This is a genomic window from Streptomyces sp. 17_S59, assembly GCF_056930295.1.
On sequence record NZ_JBXOWD010000001.1, the window covers coordinates 1,001,007 to 1,019,660 of the forward strand.

Sequence of the window (18,654 nt, forward strand, 5' to 3'; positions counted from 1 at the left end):
CTCGCTCTCTCAGGGGGCGGTGGGCTCGGCGGGGGCGGCGGCGCGGGCGCGCCGCAGCGCCCGGTCGCAGGCCGCCAGGTGGGCGCCCAGCGCCTCCTCGAAGCTGGTGGTGGTGGCGTCGAGCAGCAGCCTGCGCCGGACGGCGAGTTCGGTGCCGGTGAGGTGGGAGAGCGAGGCGGTCCGGGCGGCCACCGCGGCCGCGGGGTCGTCGACGGCGTCGTCCAGCACGCCGAGTTGGAGCGCCTGGGTCGCGGAGATCTCGCCGCCGAACAGCACCAGGTGGCGGGCGCGGGTGGGGCCCAGCTGGTTGGCCAGCCGGTGCACGAGCATGCCCGGCCACGGCTCGCCGGACCGGCCCGGCAGGGCGAGCCGCAGGTCGCTGCCGCCGATGCGGTAGTCGCAGGCGAGCAGGGTCTCGAGCGCGGGTCCGCCCGCCTGTCCGGTGACGACGGCGATGGTGACGGCCTGGGCCCGCTCCAGCCTGCGCAGCGCCCGCTCCCACTTGTTGACCAGGTGGATGCCGACCTCGCCGGGCCAGGCGGCGTCCGGCCCGGCGGCCGTGGCGTCGGCCAGGTGCAGCACGGCCACCGCACTGCCGTCGGCGTCCTCGATCTCGTCGCACAGGGCGTCGAGGGCGCCGATCAGTTCCGCGCACAGCGGCTGCGCGGTGTCGATGTCGAGGCCGAGCCGGTGCACCTCACCGGTCCCGGCCCGTGTTTCCGATGAATTCTTCTGCATGGTCCGACCAGCCCTCCGTCAGCGATTCCCAGTGCGTACGACCCGAATGGCGCGGGCAATTCCGAACGGCGCCCGTCTCAATAGCGCACGAGCGCCGTTTCTATCTGTGACCCCGGCCCCATGGTCATGAAGACTCCGTAGTCGCCCTCGGCCACCACCCCTTCGTCGAGGAGCCGCGCAAAGGAGAACAGGAAGGAACCGCTCGACAGATTCCCGTAGTCGCGCAGCACTCCGGTCGTGTGGCGCACGTCGTGACGGGTGAGACCGAGGTTGACGGTGACGGAGTCGACGACTTTCTTGCCGCCGGAGTGAATGATCCAGTGCGCGATGTCGCTCCGGCGCACCCCGGTGCCCTCCAGCAGCCTGCCGACGACGCCCTCGGCGTGCGCGCCCACCACATAGGGCACGTCGCGGTCCAGGAAGAAATTGAATTTCCCGGCGTCGTCGTCCCAGTCGTAGCGCATCGCGTCCACGGCCTCGGGAATGATGCAGCTGGCGAACTTGAGCACGGTCGGGCCGCGGCCGGTGAGCCCGTACGCGCCCGGTTCCCCGGCGCCGTCGCCCGTTTCGCCGTCGGGCCCGGAGACCAGGGCCAGCGCCCCGGAGCCGTCGCCGAAGAGGCTGTTGACCACCGAGCTGCGCATGGTGCCGTCGAAGACGTAGGCCGCCGAGCACGCCTCCACGCACAGCAGGACCGCCAGCTCGCCGGGGTGCGTGCTGGACCAGCCCGATACCGCGCCGAGGCCGTTGAGGCCCGCATTGCAGCCCATGCCGACGACGTCCAGGCGTCCGCAGTCGTGCCGCAGGCCCAACTCCTTGATGAGCAGCGCGCTGAAGCCCGGGGTCATGAACCCGGTGGTCGAGACGCAGCACAGGTAGCGCACGTCGTCGAGTTCGGCGTCGGCGCGCTTGAGGCAGGCCTGGAGCGCCCGCATGCCCATGTCGATGCCCGTGGTGCGGTGCTTGCGCAGCAGCTCGCCCTGTGCCTCGTCCCGGCGGTCGCCGTTGGCGTCCACCGGCGGGAGCGTCAAATGCCGGCGCTCGATCGCGCTGTTCAGAAAGACCGAACGAATCCTGGGGTCCGTGACCTTGAAGAATTCGAGGATTTCGGACTGGGAGTACGAGAACGGCGGAACCGCGGTACCCACGCCGACGATCCGCGGCCGCAGGATCGATTCCTCGCTCATATACTCCGGCAAACGGCCGACCGGCGGCGCTACGTCCGCCGGCCCAACGGGCGGTGCCATAAGTCACCTTCGTCTTGATAGAAATGGCGCTGTCTGCTCCGGTAGCGCGCCCCATCCTCTGGTAGCCGACGCCGACCGTACCGCAGTAAACCCACCGCCCCTGCCCCGGCTAAGGGTTCGAAAAGCCCCGGCAAAGTCCACTAGGGGTTGCCAGGGGAACGGTAGGGGCTTGGTCCCCGCGCCCCGGCACGATATTGATAAGTCAGCTGCGCCCGTCGTAAACATAATTGCCCGAGCCCGTGCTCGCGGATGTATCAGGAGCTTGCATGTTGCGTACCGAGCTGACGCGGCCGCTGCCCCAATTGCTGGTGGCGCAGGCCGCTCGCTTCGGGGACAAGACCGCTTTCCGTGACGCGCGGCGTGCGGTGAGCTACGCCGGGCTCGAGGAGCGCACCCGGCGGATCGCCGGGCATCTGGCGGCCCTCGGGCTGGCGCCGGGCGAGCGGGCCGCCATCCTCCTCGGCAACCGCGTCGAGACGATCGAGTCCTACCTGGCCGCCGCCCGCGCGGGCGCGGTCGGCGTGCCGCTGCACCCCCAGTCCTCCGAAGCCGAGTTGCGCTACCTGCTCGCCGACAGCGGCGCGCGGGTGGTGTTCACCGACCGGTTCCGGCTGGAGCAGGTGCACAGGTGCCTGCCCGGCGACGGCGCCGACGCGGTGGTCGTGGTCGTCGAGGACGAGCCCGGGGACGACGGCCTGGCGGACCCTCATACAGGCCCGTTCTTCGAGGAGTTGGCGGCCACCGAGCCGACGGCGGCGGCCCACGACGCCCTGGGGCTCGACGACCCGGCGTGGATCCTGTACACCTCGGGCACCACGGGCGAGCCGAAGGGCGTGGTCTCCACCCAGCGCAGCTGCCTGTGGTCGGTGGCCTCCTGCTACGCGCCGATCCTCGGCCTCTCCCCCGACGACCGGGTGCTCTGGCCGCTGCCGCTCTTCCACAGCCTGGCGCACATCCTCTGCGTGCTGGGCGTCACCGCCACGGGCGCGACCGCGCACATCCTGCCGGGCGTCTCGGCGGAGGACGTCCTCGACGAGGTCCGCGGCGGCGACCACACGTTCCTCGTCGGGGTGCCGACGATGTACCGCTATCTGCTCGACGAGGCCGGGGCCGACGGGCTGCCGCTGCCCGCCCTGCGGATCTGCCTCACCACCGGTTCGGGCGCGAGCGAGTCGCTGCGCGCCGACTTCGAGGCGCGGTTCGGCGTCCCGCTCGTCGACAGCTACGGCAGCACCGAGACCTGTGGTGCGATCACCGTGAACTGGCCGACCGGCTCCCAGCCCGCGGGCTCGTGCGGCCTCCCGGTGCCCGGGCTCTCCCTCCGCCTGGTCGACCCCGACAGCGGCCGGGACGTCGCCCCGGGCGAGGAGGGCGAGATCTGGGTCAGCGGCCCCAGCCTGATGTCGGGCTACCACGGGCGGCCGGAGGAGACGGCCGCCGCCGTCACGGACGGCTGGTACCACACGGGCGACCTGGGCCGGCGGGACGGACTCGGCTACCTCCGGATCACCGGCCGCCTCAAGGAACTCGTCATCCGGGGCGGCGAGAACATCCACCCGGCCGAGATCGAGGACGTGCTGCTGGGCATCGACGGCGTCGCGGACGCCGCCGTGGTGGGCCGGCCGCACGAGGTGCTGGGCGAGGTGCCCGTGGCCTGCCTGGTGCCCGCCGACGGAGCGGAGGTCGACCCCGCGCACGTCTTCGCGGTGTGCGCCGAGCACCTGGCCTGGTTCAAGATCCCCGAGGAGCTGTACGTCACCGACCTGATTCCGCGCACCGCCTCCGGCAAGATCACCCGCCATGCGCTGCGCGACCGGCCGGGCACGCTGCTGGCCGTGCGGGAGACGCCCGCCGAGGCTCCTGACGCACGGCAGGACCACGACGCCGAGGCAGCCGAGGCATTCCGGGCGCGCCTGTCCGGCCTGCCGGAGGACGACCGCCGCCGGGCCCTGCTGGACCTGGTGCGCGACGAGGCCGCGGCCGTGCTGGGCGGCCTCGCCCCCGGGGAGATCCACCCGGAGCGGGCGTTCAAGGAGTTCGGCTTCGACTCGGCGCGGGCGGTGCGGCTGCGCGGCCGGCTGGCCGAGGCCACGGGGCTGCGGCTGCCGTCGACGCTCGTCTTCGACCGGCCGACCCCGGCCGCGGTCGCGGACCACCTCCACGCGGCGCTGTACGGCGCCCCGCGCGCGGCGTCCGCCCGCCCGCACTCCCGGCCGGCCGCGCCGGGCGAGCCCATCGCGATCGTCGGCATGAGCTGCCGTTTCCCGGGCGGCGTCGAGTCGCCGGAGGACCTGTGGCGGCTAGTGGCCGACGGGGTCGACGCGATCGGGGAGTTCCCCGCCGACCGGGGCTGGGACGTGGACGCGCTCTACGACCCCGATCCGGACGCCCCGGGCCGGACGTACGTCCGCGAGGGCGGCTTCCTGCACGACGCGGCGGGCTTCGATGCGGCCTTCTTCGGCATCAGCCCGCGCGAGGCCCTGGCCATGGACCCCCAGCAGCGGCTGCTGCTGGAGACCTCCTGGGAGGCGTTCGAGCGGGCCGGGATCGACCCCGCCTCCGTGCGCGGCGAGTCCGTCGGCGTCTACGCGGGCGCAATGTTCCACGACTACGCGGCGACGCACGGCGAGCAGGGCGCCGAGGGCCTGGAGGGCTATATCGGCACCGGCAGCGCGGGCAGCGTCATCTCGGGCCGCGTGTCCTACGCGCTGGGCCTGGAGGGCCCGGCGGTCACGGTGGACACGGCGTGCTCCTCGTCGCTGGTGGCCATGCACTTCGCGGCGCAGGCGCTGCGCGGCGGCGAGTGCCGGCTGGCCCTGGCCGGCGGCGTCGCGGTCATGGCGACGCCGGGCGTCTTCGTCGACTTCAGCAAGCAGCGGGGCCTGGCCCCCGACGCCCGCGCCAAGTCCTTCGCGGCGGCCGCGGACGGCACGAGCTGGTCCGAGGGCGTGGGCATGGTGCTGCTGGAGCGGCTCTCGGACGCCCGCCGCAACGGCCACCGCGTCCTGGCGGTCGTACGGGGATCGGCCGTCAACCAGGACGGCGCCAGCAATGGCCTCACCGCCCCCAACGGGCCCTCGCAGGAACGCGTCATCCACGCCGCCCTCGCCAACGCCCGCCTCACGACAGCCGACATCGACGCCGTCGAGGCACACGGCACCGGCACGAAACTCGGCGACCCCATCGAGGCCCAGGCACTCCTGGCCACCTACGGACAGGGCCGCCCCGCCGAACAGCCCCTGTGGCTTGGCTCGCTGAAGTCCAACCTCGGTCATGCGCAGTCCGCCGCAGGCATCGGCGGCGTCATCAAGATGGTCGAGGCCATGCGCCACGGCACGCTCCCCCGCACCCTCCACGTCGACGAGCCCACCCCGGAAGTCGACTGGTCGGCGGGCGCAGTGGAACTGCTCACGGAGGCCCGGCCCTGGCCCGCCACGGGCGACCGCCCGCGGCGCGCCGCCGTCTCCTCCTTCGGCGTCAGCGGCACCAACGCCCACATCGTCCTCGAACACACCCCGGAACCCGAGGCGGAGCCCCAGGACGACCCGGCGCCGTCGGCGGCAAGCACGCCGTGGGTGCTGTCGGCCCGTACGGAGAGCGCCCTGCGAGCCCAGGCCGGGCGCCTGCACGCCCACCTCGACGAGCGCCCGCTGCTCGCACCCGACGGGGTCGGGCGGTCGCTGGCCCTGCGCACCGAGTTCACCCACCGTGCCGTGGTCACGGGCAGCGACCGGGAGCAGCTCCTGGCGGGCCTGGCGGCGCTCGCGAGCGGCGAGCCGGCCCAGGGCGTCGTCACGGGCAGCGCGACGGCGGAGCCCCGCGTGGTGTTCGTCTTCCCGGGCCAGGGCACCCAGTGGCGGGGCATGGCCAAGGAACTGCTGGAGTCCTCGCCGGTGTTCGCCGAGTCGGTGCGCGCCTGCGGTGAGGCGCTGGCGGAGTACGTCGACTGGGACCTGCTGGACGTCCTGCGCGACGCGCCCGGCGCCCCGCCCCTGGAGCGGGTGGACGTCGTCCAGCCCGTGTCGTTCGCCGTCATGGTGTCCCTGGCGGAGCTGTGGCGGTCCTGCGGGGTCGAGCCGGACGCGGTGATCGGCCACTCCCAGGGCGAGATCGCCGCCGCCTGCGTGGCCGGTGCGCTGGACCTCGCCGACGCCTGCCGCGTGGTCGCCCTGCGCAGCCGGGAACTGCTGACGCTCGCCGGCCGGGGCGGCATGCTGTGGCTGTCCGCGCCGCTGGAGGAGGCCACTGCGATGCTGGCCCCGTGGGAGGGCCGGCTCTCGGTCGCGGCGGTCAACGGGCCCTCGTCGGTGGTGGTTTCCGGCGAGGCGGCGGCGCTGGACGAGTTCGAGCGCAAGCTGGCCCGGGCCAAGGTGTGGCGCTGGCGGGTGCCGGGCGTGGACTTCGCCGCGCACTCGCCGCAGATCGACGACATCGCCGACGGGCTGCGCGAGGTGCTCGCGCCCGTCGGGCCGAAGCCCGTGCGGCTGCCGTTCTTCTCCACGGTGGACTGCCGCTGGGCCGAGGGGCCCGAACTCGACGGCGCGTACTGGTTCCGCAACCTGCGCGAGACCGTGCGCTTCGAGACCGCGACCGCGGAGCTGCTGCGCTCGGGCCACTCGGTGTTCGTCGAGGTGAGCGCGCACCCGGTGCTCGGCCAGGGCATTCACGAGACGGTCGACGCCGTGGGGATCCCCGCGACGACCTTCGGCACGCTCCAGCGCGAACAGGGCGGTCCGAGCCGCTTCCACGCCGCCCTCGGGCAGGCCTGGGCCGCGGGGGTCCGCGTGCCGTGGCAGACCCTGACCGAGGGCGCCGTGGGCGCCCCCGCCGAGCTGCCGACCTACCCGTTCGAGCACCGGCACTACTGGTCGGCCCCGGCCGCCGGGTCCCGCGGCGACGTGCGGTCCGCCGGCCTGGAGGACACCGGCCACCCGCTGCTCGGGGCGAGCGTGGCCCTGCCGGAGTCGGACGGACTGGTGCTGACCGGCCGCCTGTCCCGGCACAGCCACCCGTGGCTGGCCGACCACGCGGTGCAGGGCACGGCGCTGCTGCCGGGCTCGGCCTTCATGGAACTGGCCCTGCACGCTGCCGACCGGACCGGCTGCCCGGGCGTGGCCGAACTGGCCCTCGCGGCACCGATGCTGCTCCCCGAGCATGGCGGGCTCGCGGTCCGGGTGGAGGTCGGCCCCGCGGATCCCACGGGCCGGCGCCCGGTGAGCGTGCACTCCCGTGACGACGAGCCCGAGGACCCGGACGCGCCGTGGACGCGCCACGCCACCGGCTTCCTCGCCGCGGAGGGCGACGTCCCCGCCGCCGAGCCGCTGACCGAGTGGCCGCCGCCGGGTGCCGACCCCGTGGACGTGGAGGGCGCCTACGCGCGCCTCGCGGAGCGCGGCTTCGCCTACGGCCCGGCCTTCCAGGGCCTGCGGGCCGTGTGGCGGCGCGGCGAGGAGGTGTTCGCGGAGGCGGAGCTGGGCGGGGAACTCACCGAGGAGGCGGGCGCGTACGGCCTGCACCCGGCGCTCCTGGACTCGGCCCTGCACGCCATGGAGGCGGGCGGGGGCACGGGCGGAGCCGCCGGGGGGCGGCTGGCCTTCTCGTGGAGCGGCACGGCCCTGCACGCGGTGGGTGCAGCGGCGGTCCGGGTCCGGCTGGTCCCCGCGGGGCCGGACGAGCTGTCGGTGACCGTCGCCGACGCCACGGGTGCCCCGGTGGCCTCGGTCGCCTCCCTGGTGCTTCGCGCCGCGGAGGAGGACCGCCTTCCCGCCGCACGGACCGGCGGCGGCACGGACCTGTTCCACGTCGACTGGACCCGGTCGGCCCCGGAGGGCGTGGCCGCCGACGGCTGGTGGGCCGTGATCGGGCCCGACACGCCGGGGCTGGCGGCCGCGGCGCGCGCCGCGGGCCGGGAGGCCGTGGGCTTCGACGGCCTGGACGGGCTGCTGGAGGCCCTGACATCCGGGAAGCCGGCGCCCGCGGCCGTGCTCGCCCCGCTGGCCGCCGGGGAGCCCCCGGCCGACGGCGAACCCGTCGCTCCCGGGCTCGGCTCGGCGGCGCGCGACGCGGCCCGCCGCACCCTGGCCCTGCTGCGCGCCTGGCTCGACGCGGACCTGCCCGGCTCCTCCCGGCTGGTGCTGGTCACCCGGCAGGCGGTGGCGGCCGGTGCCACCGGGTCCGTCGCCGACCTGGCGCACGCCCCGGTCTGGGGCCTGGTGCGCTCGGCCCAGTCGGAGCACCCGGACCGGTTCGTGCTCGTGGACATCGACGCCTCCACTCCGGCGGACGGCGCGGCGCTGACGGCGGCCGTGGCGTCCGGGGCCTCGCAGCTCGCCGTGCGGGACGGGGAGTTGTTCGTCCCGCGGCTGGCCCGCGCAGGCGCTGCCGCGGACACGGCCGACACCTTCGGCGGCCGGGCGTCCGAGGGCACGGTGCTCGTCACCGGCGGGACCGGCGGCCTGGGCGCGCTGATCGCCCGGCACCTGGTGACCGCGCACGGCGTCCGCAGGCTGCTGCTGGTCGGCCGCCGGGGCGGCGACGCACCGGGCGCGGCCGCCCTGACGGCCGAACTCGCCGGGCTGGGCGCCACGGTGGACATGGCCGCGTGCGACGTCGCCGACCACGACGGCCTCGCCGCCGCGCTCGCCCTCGTACCGGCGGAGCACCCGCTCACCGCCGTCGTCCACACCGCCGGAGTCGTCGACGACGGAACCATCGCCTCGCTCACCGACGAGCAGGTCGACGCCGTCTTCCGCCCGAAGGTCGACGGTGCCCTCAACCTGCTGGAGCTGACGCAGGATCACGATCTCGCGGCCTTCGTGGTGTTCTCCTCGGCCGCGGCGATCGCCGGCAGCCCGGGCCAGGGCAACTACGCGGCGGCCAACGCCTTCCTGGACGCGCTCGCCCACCGGGTGCGGGCCACGCGGCCCACGGCGGTCCTCACCTCGCTCGCCTGGGGCGTGTGGGCCGAGGAGAGCGGCATGGCGGGCCGGCTGGCCGACGCCGACCTGCGCCGGCTCGCCCGCGCCGGGGCGGCGGCCATGACGGCGGAGCAGGGCCTGGCCCTGTTCGACCGCGCCTGCGGCGCCGGGATGCCGGGCCTCGTACCGATGCGCGTCGACCTGCGCGCGCTGCGCACACAGGACTCCGAGGCGGTGCCGGAGCTGTTCCGGGGCCTGCTGACGGGCAACCGCCGCCGGGCGGCGGCCGCGCGGGCGGCCGACGGCTCGTCCTCGTTCGCCCGACGCCTGGCCGGTATGACGGAGGGGCAGCGGCTGGACGCCCTCCTCGACGTGGTGCGCGGCAACGCCGCGGCCGTGCTGGGGCACGCGTCGGCCGAGGAGATCGCGGAGGACCGCACGTTCCGCGAACTCGGCTTCGACTCGCTGACGGCCGTCGAGTTCCGCAACAGGCTCGGCGTCGCGACCGGGCTGCGCCTGCCCGCCACGCTGGTCTTCAACCACCCCACGCCCGCCGCGCTGGCGGCGTACCTGCGGACCGAGGTGGACGGCGGCGCCGCGGCCCCCTCCGGCGGGGCGGCGGCCGCACGGTCGTCGGCGGCGCCGGACGAGCCGATCGCGATCGTCGGCATGAGCTGCCGCTTCCCGGGCGGCGTCGAGTCGCCCGAGGACCTGTGGCGGCTGGTGGCCGACGGGGTCGACGCCGTCACGGAGTTCCCGGCGGACCGGGGCTGGGACGTGGCCGCGGCCTACGACCCGGACCCCGACGTCCCGGGCCGGACGTACGTCCGCGAGGGCGGCTTCCTGCGGAACGTGCAGGGCTTCGACGCGGAGTTCTTCGGCGTCAGCCCGCGCGAGGCCCTGGCCATGGACCCCCAGCAGCGGCTGCTGCTGGAGAGCTCCTGGGAGGCGTTCGAGCGGGCGGGCATCGACCCGGCCGCGATGCGGGGTAAGCCCGTCGGCGTGTACGCGGGCACCCACGGGCAGGACTACGCGGGCCTGCTGGCCCACGCCGACGAGACCCTTGAGGGCTACCGGGACACCGGGAACGCGGCCAGCGTGGTGTCGGGCCGGATCTCCTACACGCTGGGGCTGGAGGGCCCCGCGGTCACGGTGGACACGGCATGCTCGTCGTCGCTGGTCGCCCTTCACCTGGCTGCACAGGCGCTGCGCAACGGCGAGTGCGAGCTGGCCCTGGCGGGCGGCGTCGCGGTGGTGTCCACGCTGGACGGCCTGATCGCCTTCAGCCGCCGGCGCGGGCTCGCCACGGACGGCCGCTGCAAGGCGTTCTCGGAGGCGGCGGACGGCTTCGGCTTCGCGGAGGGCGTGGGGGTGCTGCTGCTGGAGCGGCTCTCGGACGCACAGCGCAAGGGCCGCAGGATCCTGGCGGTGGTGCGTGGCTCGGCCATCAACCAGGACGGTGCCAGCAATGGCCTGACCGCGCCCAACGGCCCCTCGCAAGAACGCGTCATACGCGCGGCTCTGGCCAATGCACGGCTGGCTCCCGTCGACGTGGACACAGTGGAGGCTCACGGCACGGGTACGCGGCTCGGCGACCCGATCGAGGCGCAGGCGCTGCTCGCCACCTATGGCGACGGTCGGGACGCGGACCGGCCGCTGTGGCTGGGCTCGTTGAAGTCCAACATCGGCCACGCACAGGCGGCAGCAGGCGTCGGCGGCATCATCAAAATGGTGCAGGCCATGCAGCACGGCATCCTGCCGCCCACACTGCACGTCGACGAGCCGAACAGCGAGGTGGACTGGTCGGCCGGCGGGGTGGAACTGCTGACTGCCGCCCGGCCGTGGCCGGAGGTCACGCGCCCGCGCCGGGCCGGGGTGTCGTCCTTCGGGATCAGCGGCACCAACGCCCACGTGATCCTCGAGCAGGCTCCGGAGACGGGCGCCTCGCCGGGCGACGACGGCGACGGTGGCGATGGCGATGGCGGCGTGCTGCCGTGGGTCGTGTCGGCCAGGACGGAGCAGGCGCTGGAGCAGCAGCTGGAGCGGCTGCGGGACTGGGCACAGGCCAGGCCCGGGCTTCGGCCGATGGATGTCGCGCATGCCTTGGCCACGACGCGTACGCACTTCGAGCACCGGGCGGCCGTGGTCGGCCGTACCCGTGACGAGCTGCTGGAGGCGCTCGGCGCCCCGGCCTCGGTCGTACGGGGCCGGCGGCAGGGCGGCGGGCTGGCGTTTCTGTTCACGGGGCAGGGTGCGCAGCGTGTGGGGATGGGGCGTGAACTGCACGCCGCGTTCCCGGTGTTCGCGGATGCCCTCGATGCGGTGTGCGCGGAGCTGGACGCCCATTTGGAGCGGCCGCTGAAGCAGGTGATGTGGGACGACAGCACCGGCCTGCTTGACCAGACCGTCTACACCCAGACCGCGCTCTTCGCCCTCGAAGTCGGTCTCTACCGGCTCGCCGAGAGCTGGGGCCTGCGCCCCGACGCACTCATCGGCCACTCCATCGGCGAACTCAGCGCAGCACACGTGGCAGGACTCTGGACGCTCAAGGACGCCGCCACGCTCGTCGCCGCACGCGGTCGGCTCATGCAAAGCCTGCCGGGCGGAGGTGCGATGACCGCCCTCCAGGCCACCGAGGACGAGATCACCCCCCTCCTCAACGAACATGTCGGCCTGGCGGCAATCAACGGCCCGTCATCGATCGTCATATCCGGCGACGCCGAAGCCGTGGAGGCAGTGGCCACCACCGTCGCCGCCTGGGGACGCAAGACCAAGCGCCTCCCCGTCAGCCACGCCTTCCACTCCCACCACATGGACCCCATCCTCGACGACTTCAAAACCGTCGCGGAAGCCATCACCTACCACCCCACCAACCTGCCGATCATCTCCAACCTCACCGGCCAACCAGCCACTCCTGAAGAGATCCAGACCCCCGACTACTGGGCCCAGCACATCCGCCGGCCCGTCCGCTTCCACCACGGCATCTCCACCCTCACGGGCCACACCTTCCTCGAACTCGGCCCCGACGCCACCCTCACCGCCCTCGCCGCCGAGGCCCACGACACCCCGGCCGCCGTCTCCCTCCTCCGCAAGAACCACCCCGAGGACCGGTCCGCGGTCACCGCGCTCGCCCGCCTCCACACCGCCGGCACGAGCCCCGACTGGGCCGCCCTGCTCCCCGCCCCCCGTGCCGTCACCGACCTCCCCACCTACCCCTTCCAGCACCAGCCCTACTGGCTCACGCCCAGCGCCTCCTCCCCCGCCACCGCCCCGGACCCCGCAACGGAGTCGTTCTGGGACGTCGTCGAGCGCGAGGACCTCGAGTCGCTGAGCAAGGTCCTGGAGCTGGCTCCCGACGCGCCGTTGACCGCCGTTGTCCCCGCCCTCTCCGCCTGGCGTCGCGGCAACCGCGACCGGTCCACCCTGGACTCCTGGCGGTACCGCGAGACGTGGCGCCGCCTGTCGGCCACCGCTCCCGCCGTGCCCGTCCTGTCCGGCACTTGGCTGGTGGTGACCCCGTACCGGCACGACGAGCAGCAGGAGCACGGCCTGGTCGCCGACTGCATCGCGGCCCTCGCCGACCACCACGCCGACGTCGTGCGCATCGCACCGGCCTCGGCGGCTCCCGGGCGCCCCGAGTTCGCCGGACTCGTCCGGTCGGCCGTCGCCGGGCACGGGAACGTCGCGGGCGTGCTGTCCCTGCTGGCCCTGGACGAGCGGCCGCATCCGGACCAGCCGTCCGTCCCGGCCGCACCGGCCGCCACGGCCGCCCTCGTCCAGGCGCTGGGCGACTGCGGCATCGGGGCGCCGCTCCACCTCGTGACCACGGGTGCCGTATCCGTGGAGGGGAGCGACGGCTCCGGCCCGCTCTCCGCAGCGCAGGTCTGGGGGCTCGGCAGGGTCGTACAGATCGAACACCCGGACCGCTGGGGCGGCTTGCTCGATCTGCCCGCCGCCCTGGACGCCGGTTCGCGGGCCCGGTTCGCCGCCGCCCTCGTGTCCCCCGGCACCGAGCCCGAGGTCGCGCTCCGGTCGTCCGGTGCGTACGTACGGCGCCTCGTGCGCGCCCCGCTCGGGGCGGCGGACGGCGCCGGGTGGCGGCCGCGGGGCACGGTCCTGGTCACGGGCGGCACGGGTGCCGCCGGCGGGCGGGTCGCCCGGTGGCTGGCGGAGCGCGGGGCCGAGCACCTGCTGCTCGTCAGCCGCAGCGGCCCGGAGGCCGCCGGGGCGGATGAACTGGCTGCGCGGCTGCGCGAGACCGGTGCCGGGGTGACGGTCGCGGCGTGCGACGTCGCGGACCGTGCGGCGCTGGAGCAGTTGCTTGCCGGTGTGCCCGCCGAGCGGCCGCTGTCGGCGGTGGTGCACGTGGCCGGGGCGCTGGACGACGGGGTCGTCGACTCGCTGGACGCGGAGCGGTTCGCGAACGCGTTCCGCTCCAAGGTGACCGGCGCGTGGAATCTGCACGAGCTGACCGCGGATCTGCCGCTGGACGCCTTCGTGCTCTTCTCGTCGCTGGCCGGTGTGCTGGGCGCCCCCGGTCAGGGCAACTACGCGGCCGCGAACGCCTCCTTGGACGCGCTCGCCCGCCATCGCCGCTCGCTCGGGTTCCCTGCGCTGTCCCTCGCCTGGGGCGCCTGGGCCGAGGGCGGCATGGCGACGGGCGAGGGGGTCGCGGAGCGGCTGCGGCGCACGGGCCTGCTGCCCATGGACCCGGAGGTCGCGGTCACGGTCCTGGAGCGTGCGGTCGGCGGCGCGGAGCCGTGTCTGGCCGTGGCCGCGCTCGACTGGGAGGTGTTCCCCGGCTCCTGGCCGGCGTCCCGGCCGAACCCGGTCCTCGCCGAGCTGGCCGCACCGGCCGCGGAGGCGGCGGGCGCGGGCACGGGGACGACGCCGCTGCTGGGCAGGCTGGCCGGCGCCCCGGCGCCGGAGCGCCGCCGGATCCTGCTGGATGCGGTGCGGGCCGAAGTGGCGGCCGTGCTGGGGCACTCGGCGCCGGACGCGATCGGGCCGGACCGGGCGTTCAGTGCGCTGGGCTTCGACTCGCTGACCGCCGTCGAGCTGCGCAACCGGCTCGGGGCCGCCACGGGTCTGGGGCTGCCCGCGACGCTGACGTTCAACTACCCCACCTCCGCGGCCCTCGCCGACCACTTGCTGGCGGAGCTGACGGAGGCGGCGGATGCGGCGGATGCGGCGGATCCGGAGTCCGCTGCCGCCGTCGTGGCGGCGAGGCCGGACGACGACCCGATCGCCGTGATCGGCATGAGCTGCCGCTTCCCCGGCGGTGTGCGGTCGCCCGAGGAGCTGTGGCGGCTGGTGGCCGACGGCGTGGACGCGGTCTCGGGCTTCCCCGCCGACCGCGGTTGGGACGTCGAGGCGCTCTACGACCCGGACCCGGACCGGCCCGGCAGGACGTATGTGCGCGAGGGCTCGTTCGTCGAGGACGTGGCCGGGTTCGACGCGGACTTCTTCGGGATCAGCCCGCGCGAGGCCCTGGCGATGGACCCGCAGCAGCGGCTGCTGCTGGAGACCTCCTGGGAGGTCTTCGAGCGGGCCGGGATCGCCCCGTCCGCGGTGCGCGGCAGGCCGGTCGGCGTGTTCGTGGGCACCAACGGCAACGACTACGGCGGTCTGCTGCGCGCGGCACCCGCCGTGGACGGGCTGGAGGGGCACCTCGGCACGGGCAACGCGGCGAGCGTGGCCTCCGGCCGGATCTCCTACGCGCTGGGCCTGGAGGGTCCGGCGGTGACCGTGGACACGGCGTGTTCGTCCTCGCTGGTGGCCCTGCACCTGGCCGCGCAGGCGCTGCGCGGCGGGGACTGCGAGCTGGCCCTGGCGGGCGGTGTCACGGTGATGTCCGCTCCCGACGCGTTCGTGGAGTTCAGCCGGCAGCGCGGGCTGGCCGAGGACGGCCGGTGCAAGGCGTTCGCGGCCGCCGCGGACGGCACGGCCTGGGGCGAGGGCGTGGGCGTGCTCCTGGTGGAGCGGCTCTCGGACGCCCTGCGCAACGGGCACGAGGTGCTGGCCGTCGTCCGGGGCTCCGCCGTGAACCAGGACGGTGCGTCGAACGGGCTGACCGCGCCCAACGGCCCCTCCCAGGAACGCGTGATCCGGCAGGCCCTGGCCAACGCGGGCCTGTCCGCGCAGGACGTGGACGCGGTGGAGGCGCACGGCACGGGCACGAAGCTCGGCGACCCCATCGAGGCCCAGGCGCTCCTCGCCACCTACGGACAGGGACGCGCCGCCGGACAGCCCCTGTGGCTCGGCTCGGTCAAGTCCAACTTCGGGCACACCCAGGCCGCCGCAGGCGTCGCAGGCGTCATCAAGATGGTGGAGGCGATGCGGCACGGCATGCTGCCGCGCACCCTGCACGTCGACGAGCCGACCCCGCAGGTGGACTGGTCGGCGGGTGCGGTGGAGCTGATCACGGACAACCGGAGCTGGCCCGGAGCCGGCCGTCCCCGCCGGGCCGGGGTGTCGTCCTTCGGGATCAGCGGCACCAACGCCCACGTGATCCTGGAGGAGGCTCCCGCCGCCGCGGACGCCCCGGCCGCTGCGGACCGTGTGCTGCCCGCCGTCCCGGTGCTGCTGTCGGCGGCGACCCCGCAGGCGCTGCGCGAGCAGGCCGCGCGGCTGGGTGCGTACCTCGCGGAGCGTCCGGAGGCGGCGCTGCCGGACGTCGCCCACTCCCTGGTCACGGGCCGCTCCGCGCACGAGTTCGGCGGCGTTGTCGTGGCGGCGGACCGGGAGGAGCTGGTGCGGGTCCTGGACGCGGTGCGCGAGGGCGGTTCCGCCCCCGGGTTCGTCACCGACAGCCGCTGCGAGGGCGGCCTGGCGCTGCTGTTCTCGGGCCAGGGCTCGCAGCGGCCGGGGATGGGGCGTGAACTGCACGCCGCGTTCCCGGTGTTCGCCGAGGCGTTCGACGCGGTCTGCGCGGAGTTCGACGGGCTGCTCAGCCGGCCGCTGCGGGACGTGGTGTTCGGTGCCGATGCCGCCGCGCTGGAGCGCACGGAGTTCGCGCAGCCGGGCCTGTTCGCGGTCGAGGTGGCGCTGTTCCGGCTGCTGGAGTCGTGGGGCGTGCGGGCGGACTACCTCGCGGGCCACTCGATCGGCGAACTCGCCGCGGCCCATGTGGCCGGGGTGTGGTCGCTCGCGGACGCGTGTGCCGTGGTGGCCGCGCGCGGCAGGCTGATGCAGGCCCTGCCGAAGGGCGGGGCGATGCTGGCGGTCGGTGCGCCGTACGCGGCAGTGGCGGCGGAGCTGGCCGGATACGAGGACCGGGTGGGCGTCGCGGCGGTGAACGGCCCGTCGTCGACCGTGATTTCCGGTGAGGGCGCGGCGGTGGAGGCGCTGCGGGCGGAGTTCGCCTCGCGCGGGGTGCGCACCAAGCGGCTGGCGGTGTCGCACGCCTTCCACTCGCCCCTGATGGAGCCCATGCTGGCGGACTTCCGGCGGGTGCTGGAGGGCGTCTCGTTCGCCGCCCCGCGGATTCCCGTGGTGTCGGGTACGACCGGTGCCCTGGCCGGGACGGAGCTGACGGCGCCCGGCTACTGGGTGGACCAGGTGCGCGAGGCCGTGCGCTTCGCGGACGGGGTGACCGGCCTGCTGGAGCGCGGCGTCGGCACCTTCCTGGAGCTGGGCCCGGCGGCGGTGCTCACCGCGATGGCGGCCGAGTGCGCCGACCACGACGGGGCGGGCTGTGTGGCCGCCCTGGACGGCGAGCGGGAGCCGGCGGCCCTGCTGGGCGCGCTGGGCCGGGTGCACGCCCGCGGGGTGCTCGTGGACTGGGCCGCGTTCTTCGCGGGCACGGGTGCGCGCCGGGTCCAGCTGCCCACGTATCCGTTCCGGCACCGGCGGTTCTGGCCCGAGCCGGCCGTCGGCACCGGGACTACGGGGGCGCGCGGAGTGGACGCCTGGCGCTACCGGTTCACGTGGCGGCCGGTCGAGGTGAAGCGGGCCGCGGCGCCCGAGGGCACCTGGCTGGTCGCGGTGCCGGACGACCCGGCGGCCGGAGAGACGGTGCAGGCGTGCCTGCGCGGCCTGGACGGGCGGGGTCTGCGGACCGTGCGCGTCGAGGCCGCCGGGGACCGGGAGGTCCTCGCCGAGCGGCTGCGCGCGGCCTGCGGGGACGGGCCGGCGGTCGCCGGGGTGCTGTCCCTGCTGGCCCTGGACGAGCGGCCGCACGAGCGGCACGGGAGCCTGCCGCGCGGTACGGCCGCGACGCTGGCCCTGGCCCAGGCCCTGGGCGACGCCGGGATCGGGGCACCGCTGTGGTGCGTCACCCGCGGTGCCGTCCCGGCGGCGGACTCCGACGCGGTGGGCTCGCCCGCGCAGGGGCAGACCTGGGGTCTGGCCCAGACGGTGGCCGCCGAGCACCCGGAGCGCTGGGGCGGGCTCGTGGACCTGCCGGAGGCCGTCGACGAGGCGGCCATGGACCGGCTGACCGACGTGCTGACGGGCCGTCACGAGGAGGACCAGCTGGCGGTCCGGGAGACCGGCACGCTGGCGCGGCGCCTGGTGCGGGCCCCGGCCCCCGCGGGCGGGGACTGGAAGCCCAGGGGCACGGTCCTGATCACGGGCGGCACGGGTGCGCTCGGTGCGCACGTCGCCCGCGCGGCGGCCCGGGCGGGCGCCGGACACCTGCTGCTGGTGAGCAGGCGGGGCGCACAGGCGCCGGGCGCGGACGGACTGGTGGCGGAGCTGACCGGGCTGGGCGCCCGGGTGTCCGTCGAGGCCTGCGACGTCGCGGACCGCGAGGCGCTGCAGCGGCTGCTGGCGGGCGTGCCCGCCGAGTACCCGCTGACCTCGGTGGTGCACACGGCGGGCACGCTCGACGACGGTGTCCTCGGCACGCTGACCCCCGAGCGGTTCGCCGGGGTGCTGCGGGCCAAGGCCGGGTCGGCGTGGCACCTGCACGAGCTGACGGCGGGCCTGGAGCTGGAGTCGTTCGTGCTGTTCTCCTCCGTGTCCGGTGCGCTGGGCTCGGCGGGACAGGGCAACTACGCGGCGGCCAACGCCTACTTGGACGCGCTCGCCGCACACCGGCGCTCGCTCGGGCTGCCCGCGGTGTCGGTCGCCTGGGGCGCCTGGGGCAGCGGCGGCATGGCCACCAGCGAGGCCGTGCGCCGCCGGCTGGCCCGCGGCGGCGTGGCCCCGATGGCCCCCGAGCCGGCGCTGGCCGCGCTGCTCGGCGCGGTCGGCGGGGAGGACCCCTGCCCGGTGGTGGCCGACATCGCCTGGGACCGGTTCGCGCGGGAGTTCACGCTGGGGCGCCGCAGTTCGCTGCTGGAGGAGCTGGCGCCCGCGGGCGTGGACTCCGCCGCGGAGGAGGCCGAGGAGCGGGACGAACCGGCGCTGCTGCGCGAGCGGCTGGCCCGGTCCTCCCGGGCGGAGCGCGAGCAGCTGCTGCTGCACCTGGTCCGCGCGGGCACGGCCGACGTGCTGGGGCACGACTCCCCGGCGGCCGTCCGGCCGACGCGGGGCTTCCTGGAACTGGGGCTGGACTCGCTGATGGCGGTGCGCCTGCGCAACGGGCTCAACGCCGCGACGGGGCTCCGCCTCCCGACGACAGTGATCTTCGACTACCCGTCGCCCGCCAAGCTGGCCGGGCACCTGGAGAACGAATTGCGCACGAGCGAGAGCGACGCCGCAGGCCCGGACGCCACGGCGGAGGACATGGAGCGGATCGACGAGCTGGACGCCGAGGCGCTCGTCCGCATGGCACGGGAGCAGGTGGAGTCGTGATGGCGGCGGAC

3 protein-coding genes are annotated in these 18,654 nt (G+C 75.3%); 1 reads left to right on the forward strand and 2 read right to left on the reverse strand.

The genetic code is table 11. From position 1 onward, the window contains the following. Positions 1 to 9 precede the first annotated feature (9 nt). Both dpgB and dpgA read right to left on the reverse strand, forming a co-directional pair. Positions 10 to 738: an enoyl-CoA-hydratase DpgB gene (dpgB, locus tag AC1Z4A_RS04275; protein WP_483676476.1), complete on the reverse strand. Its 729-nt coding sequence runs from the start codon at positions 736 to 738 to the stop codon at positions 10 to 12. A gap of 77 nt (positions 739 to 815) precedes the next feature. Further along, complete coding sequence (gene dpgA, locus AC1Z4A_RS04280) at positions 816 to 1,925, reverse strand: 3,5-dihydroxyphenylacetyl-CoA synthase DpgA (RefSeq protein WP_483676477.1); 1,110 nt, start codon at positions 1,923 to 1,925, stop codon at positions 816 to 818. 326 nt (positions 1,926 to 2,251) lie between these two features. On the opposite strand from dpgA, the gene AC1Z4A_RS04285 reads away from it, so the two are divergent. Continuing rightward, positions 2,252 to 18,643: a type I polyketide synthase gene (locus AC1Z4A_RS04285; RefSeq protein WP_483676478.1), complete on the forward strand. Its 16,392-nt coding sequence runs from the start codon at positions 2,252 to 2,254 to the stop codon at positions 18,641 to 18,643. Positions 18,644 to 18,654: the final 11 nt, after the last annotated feature.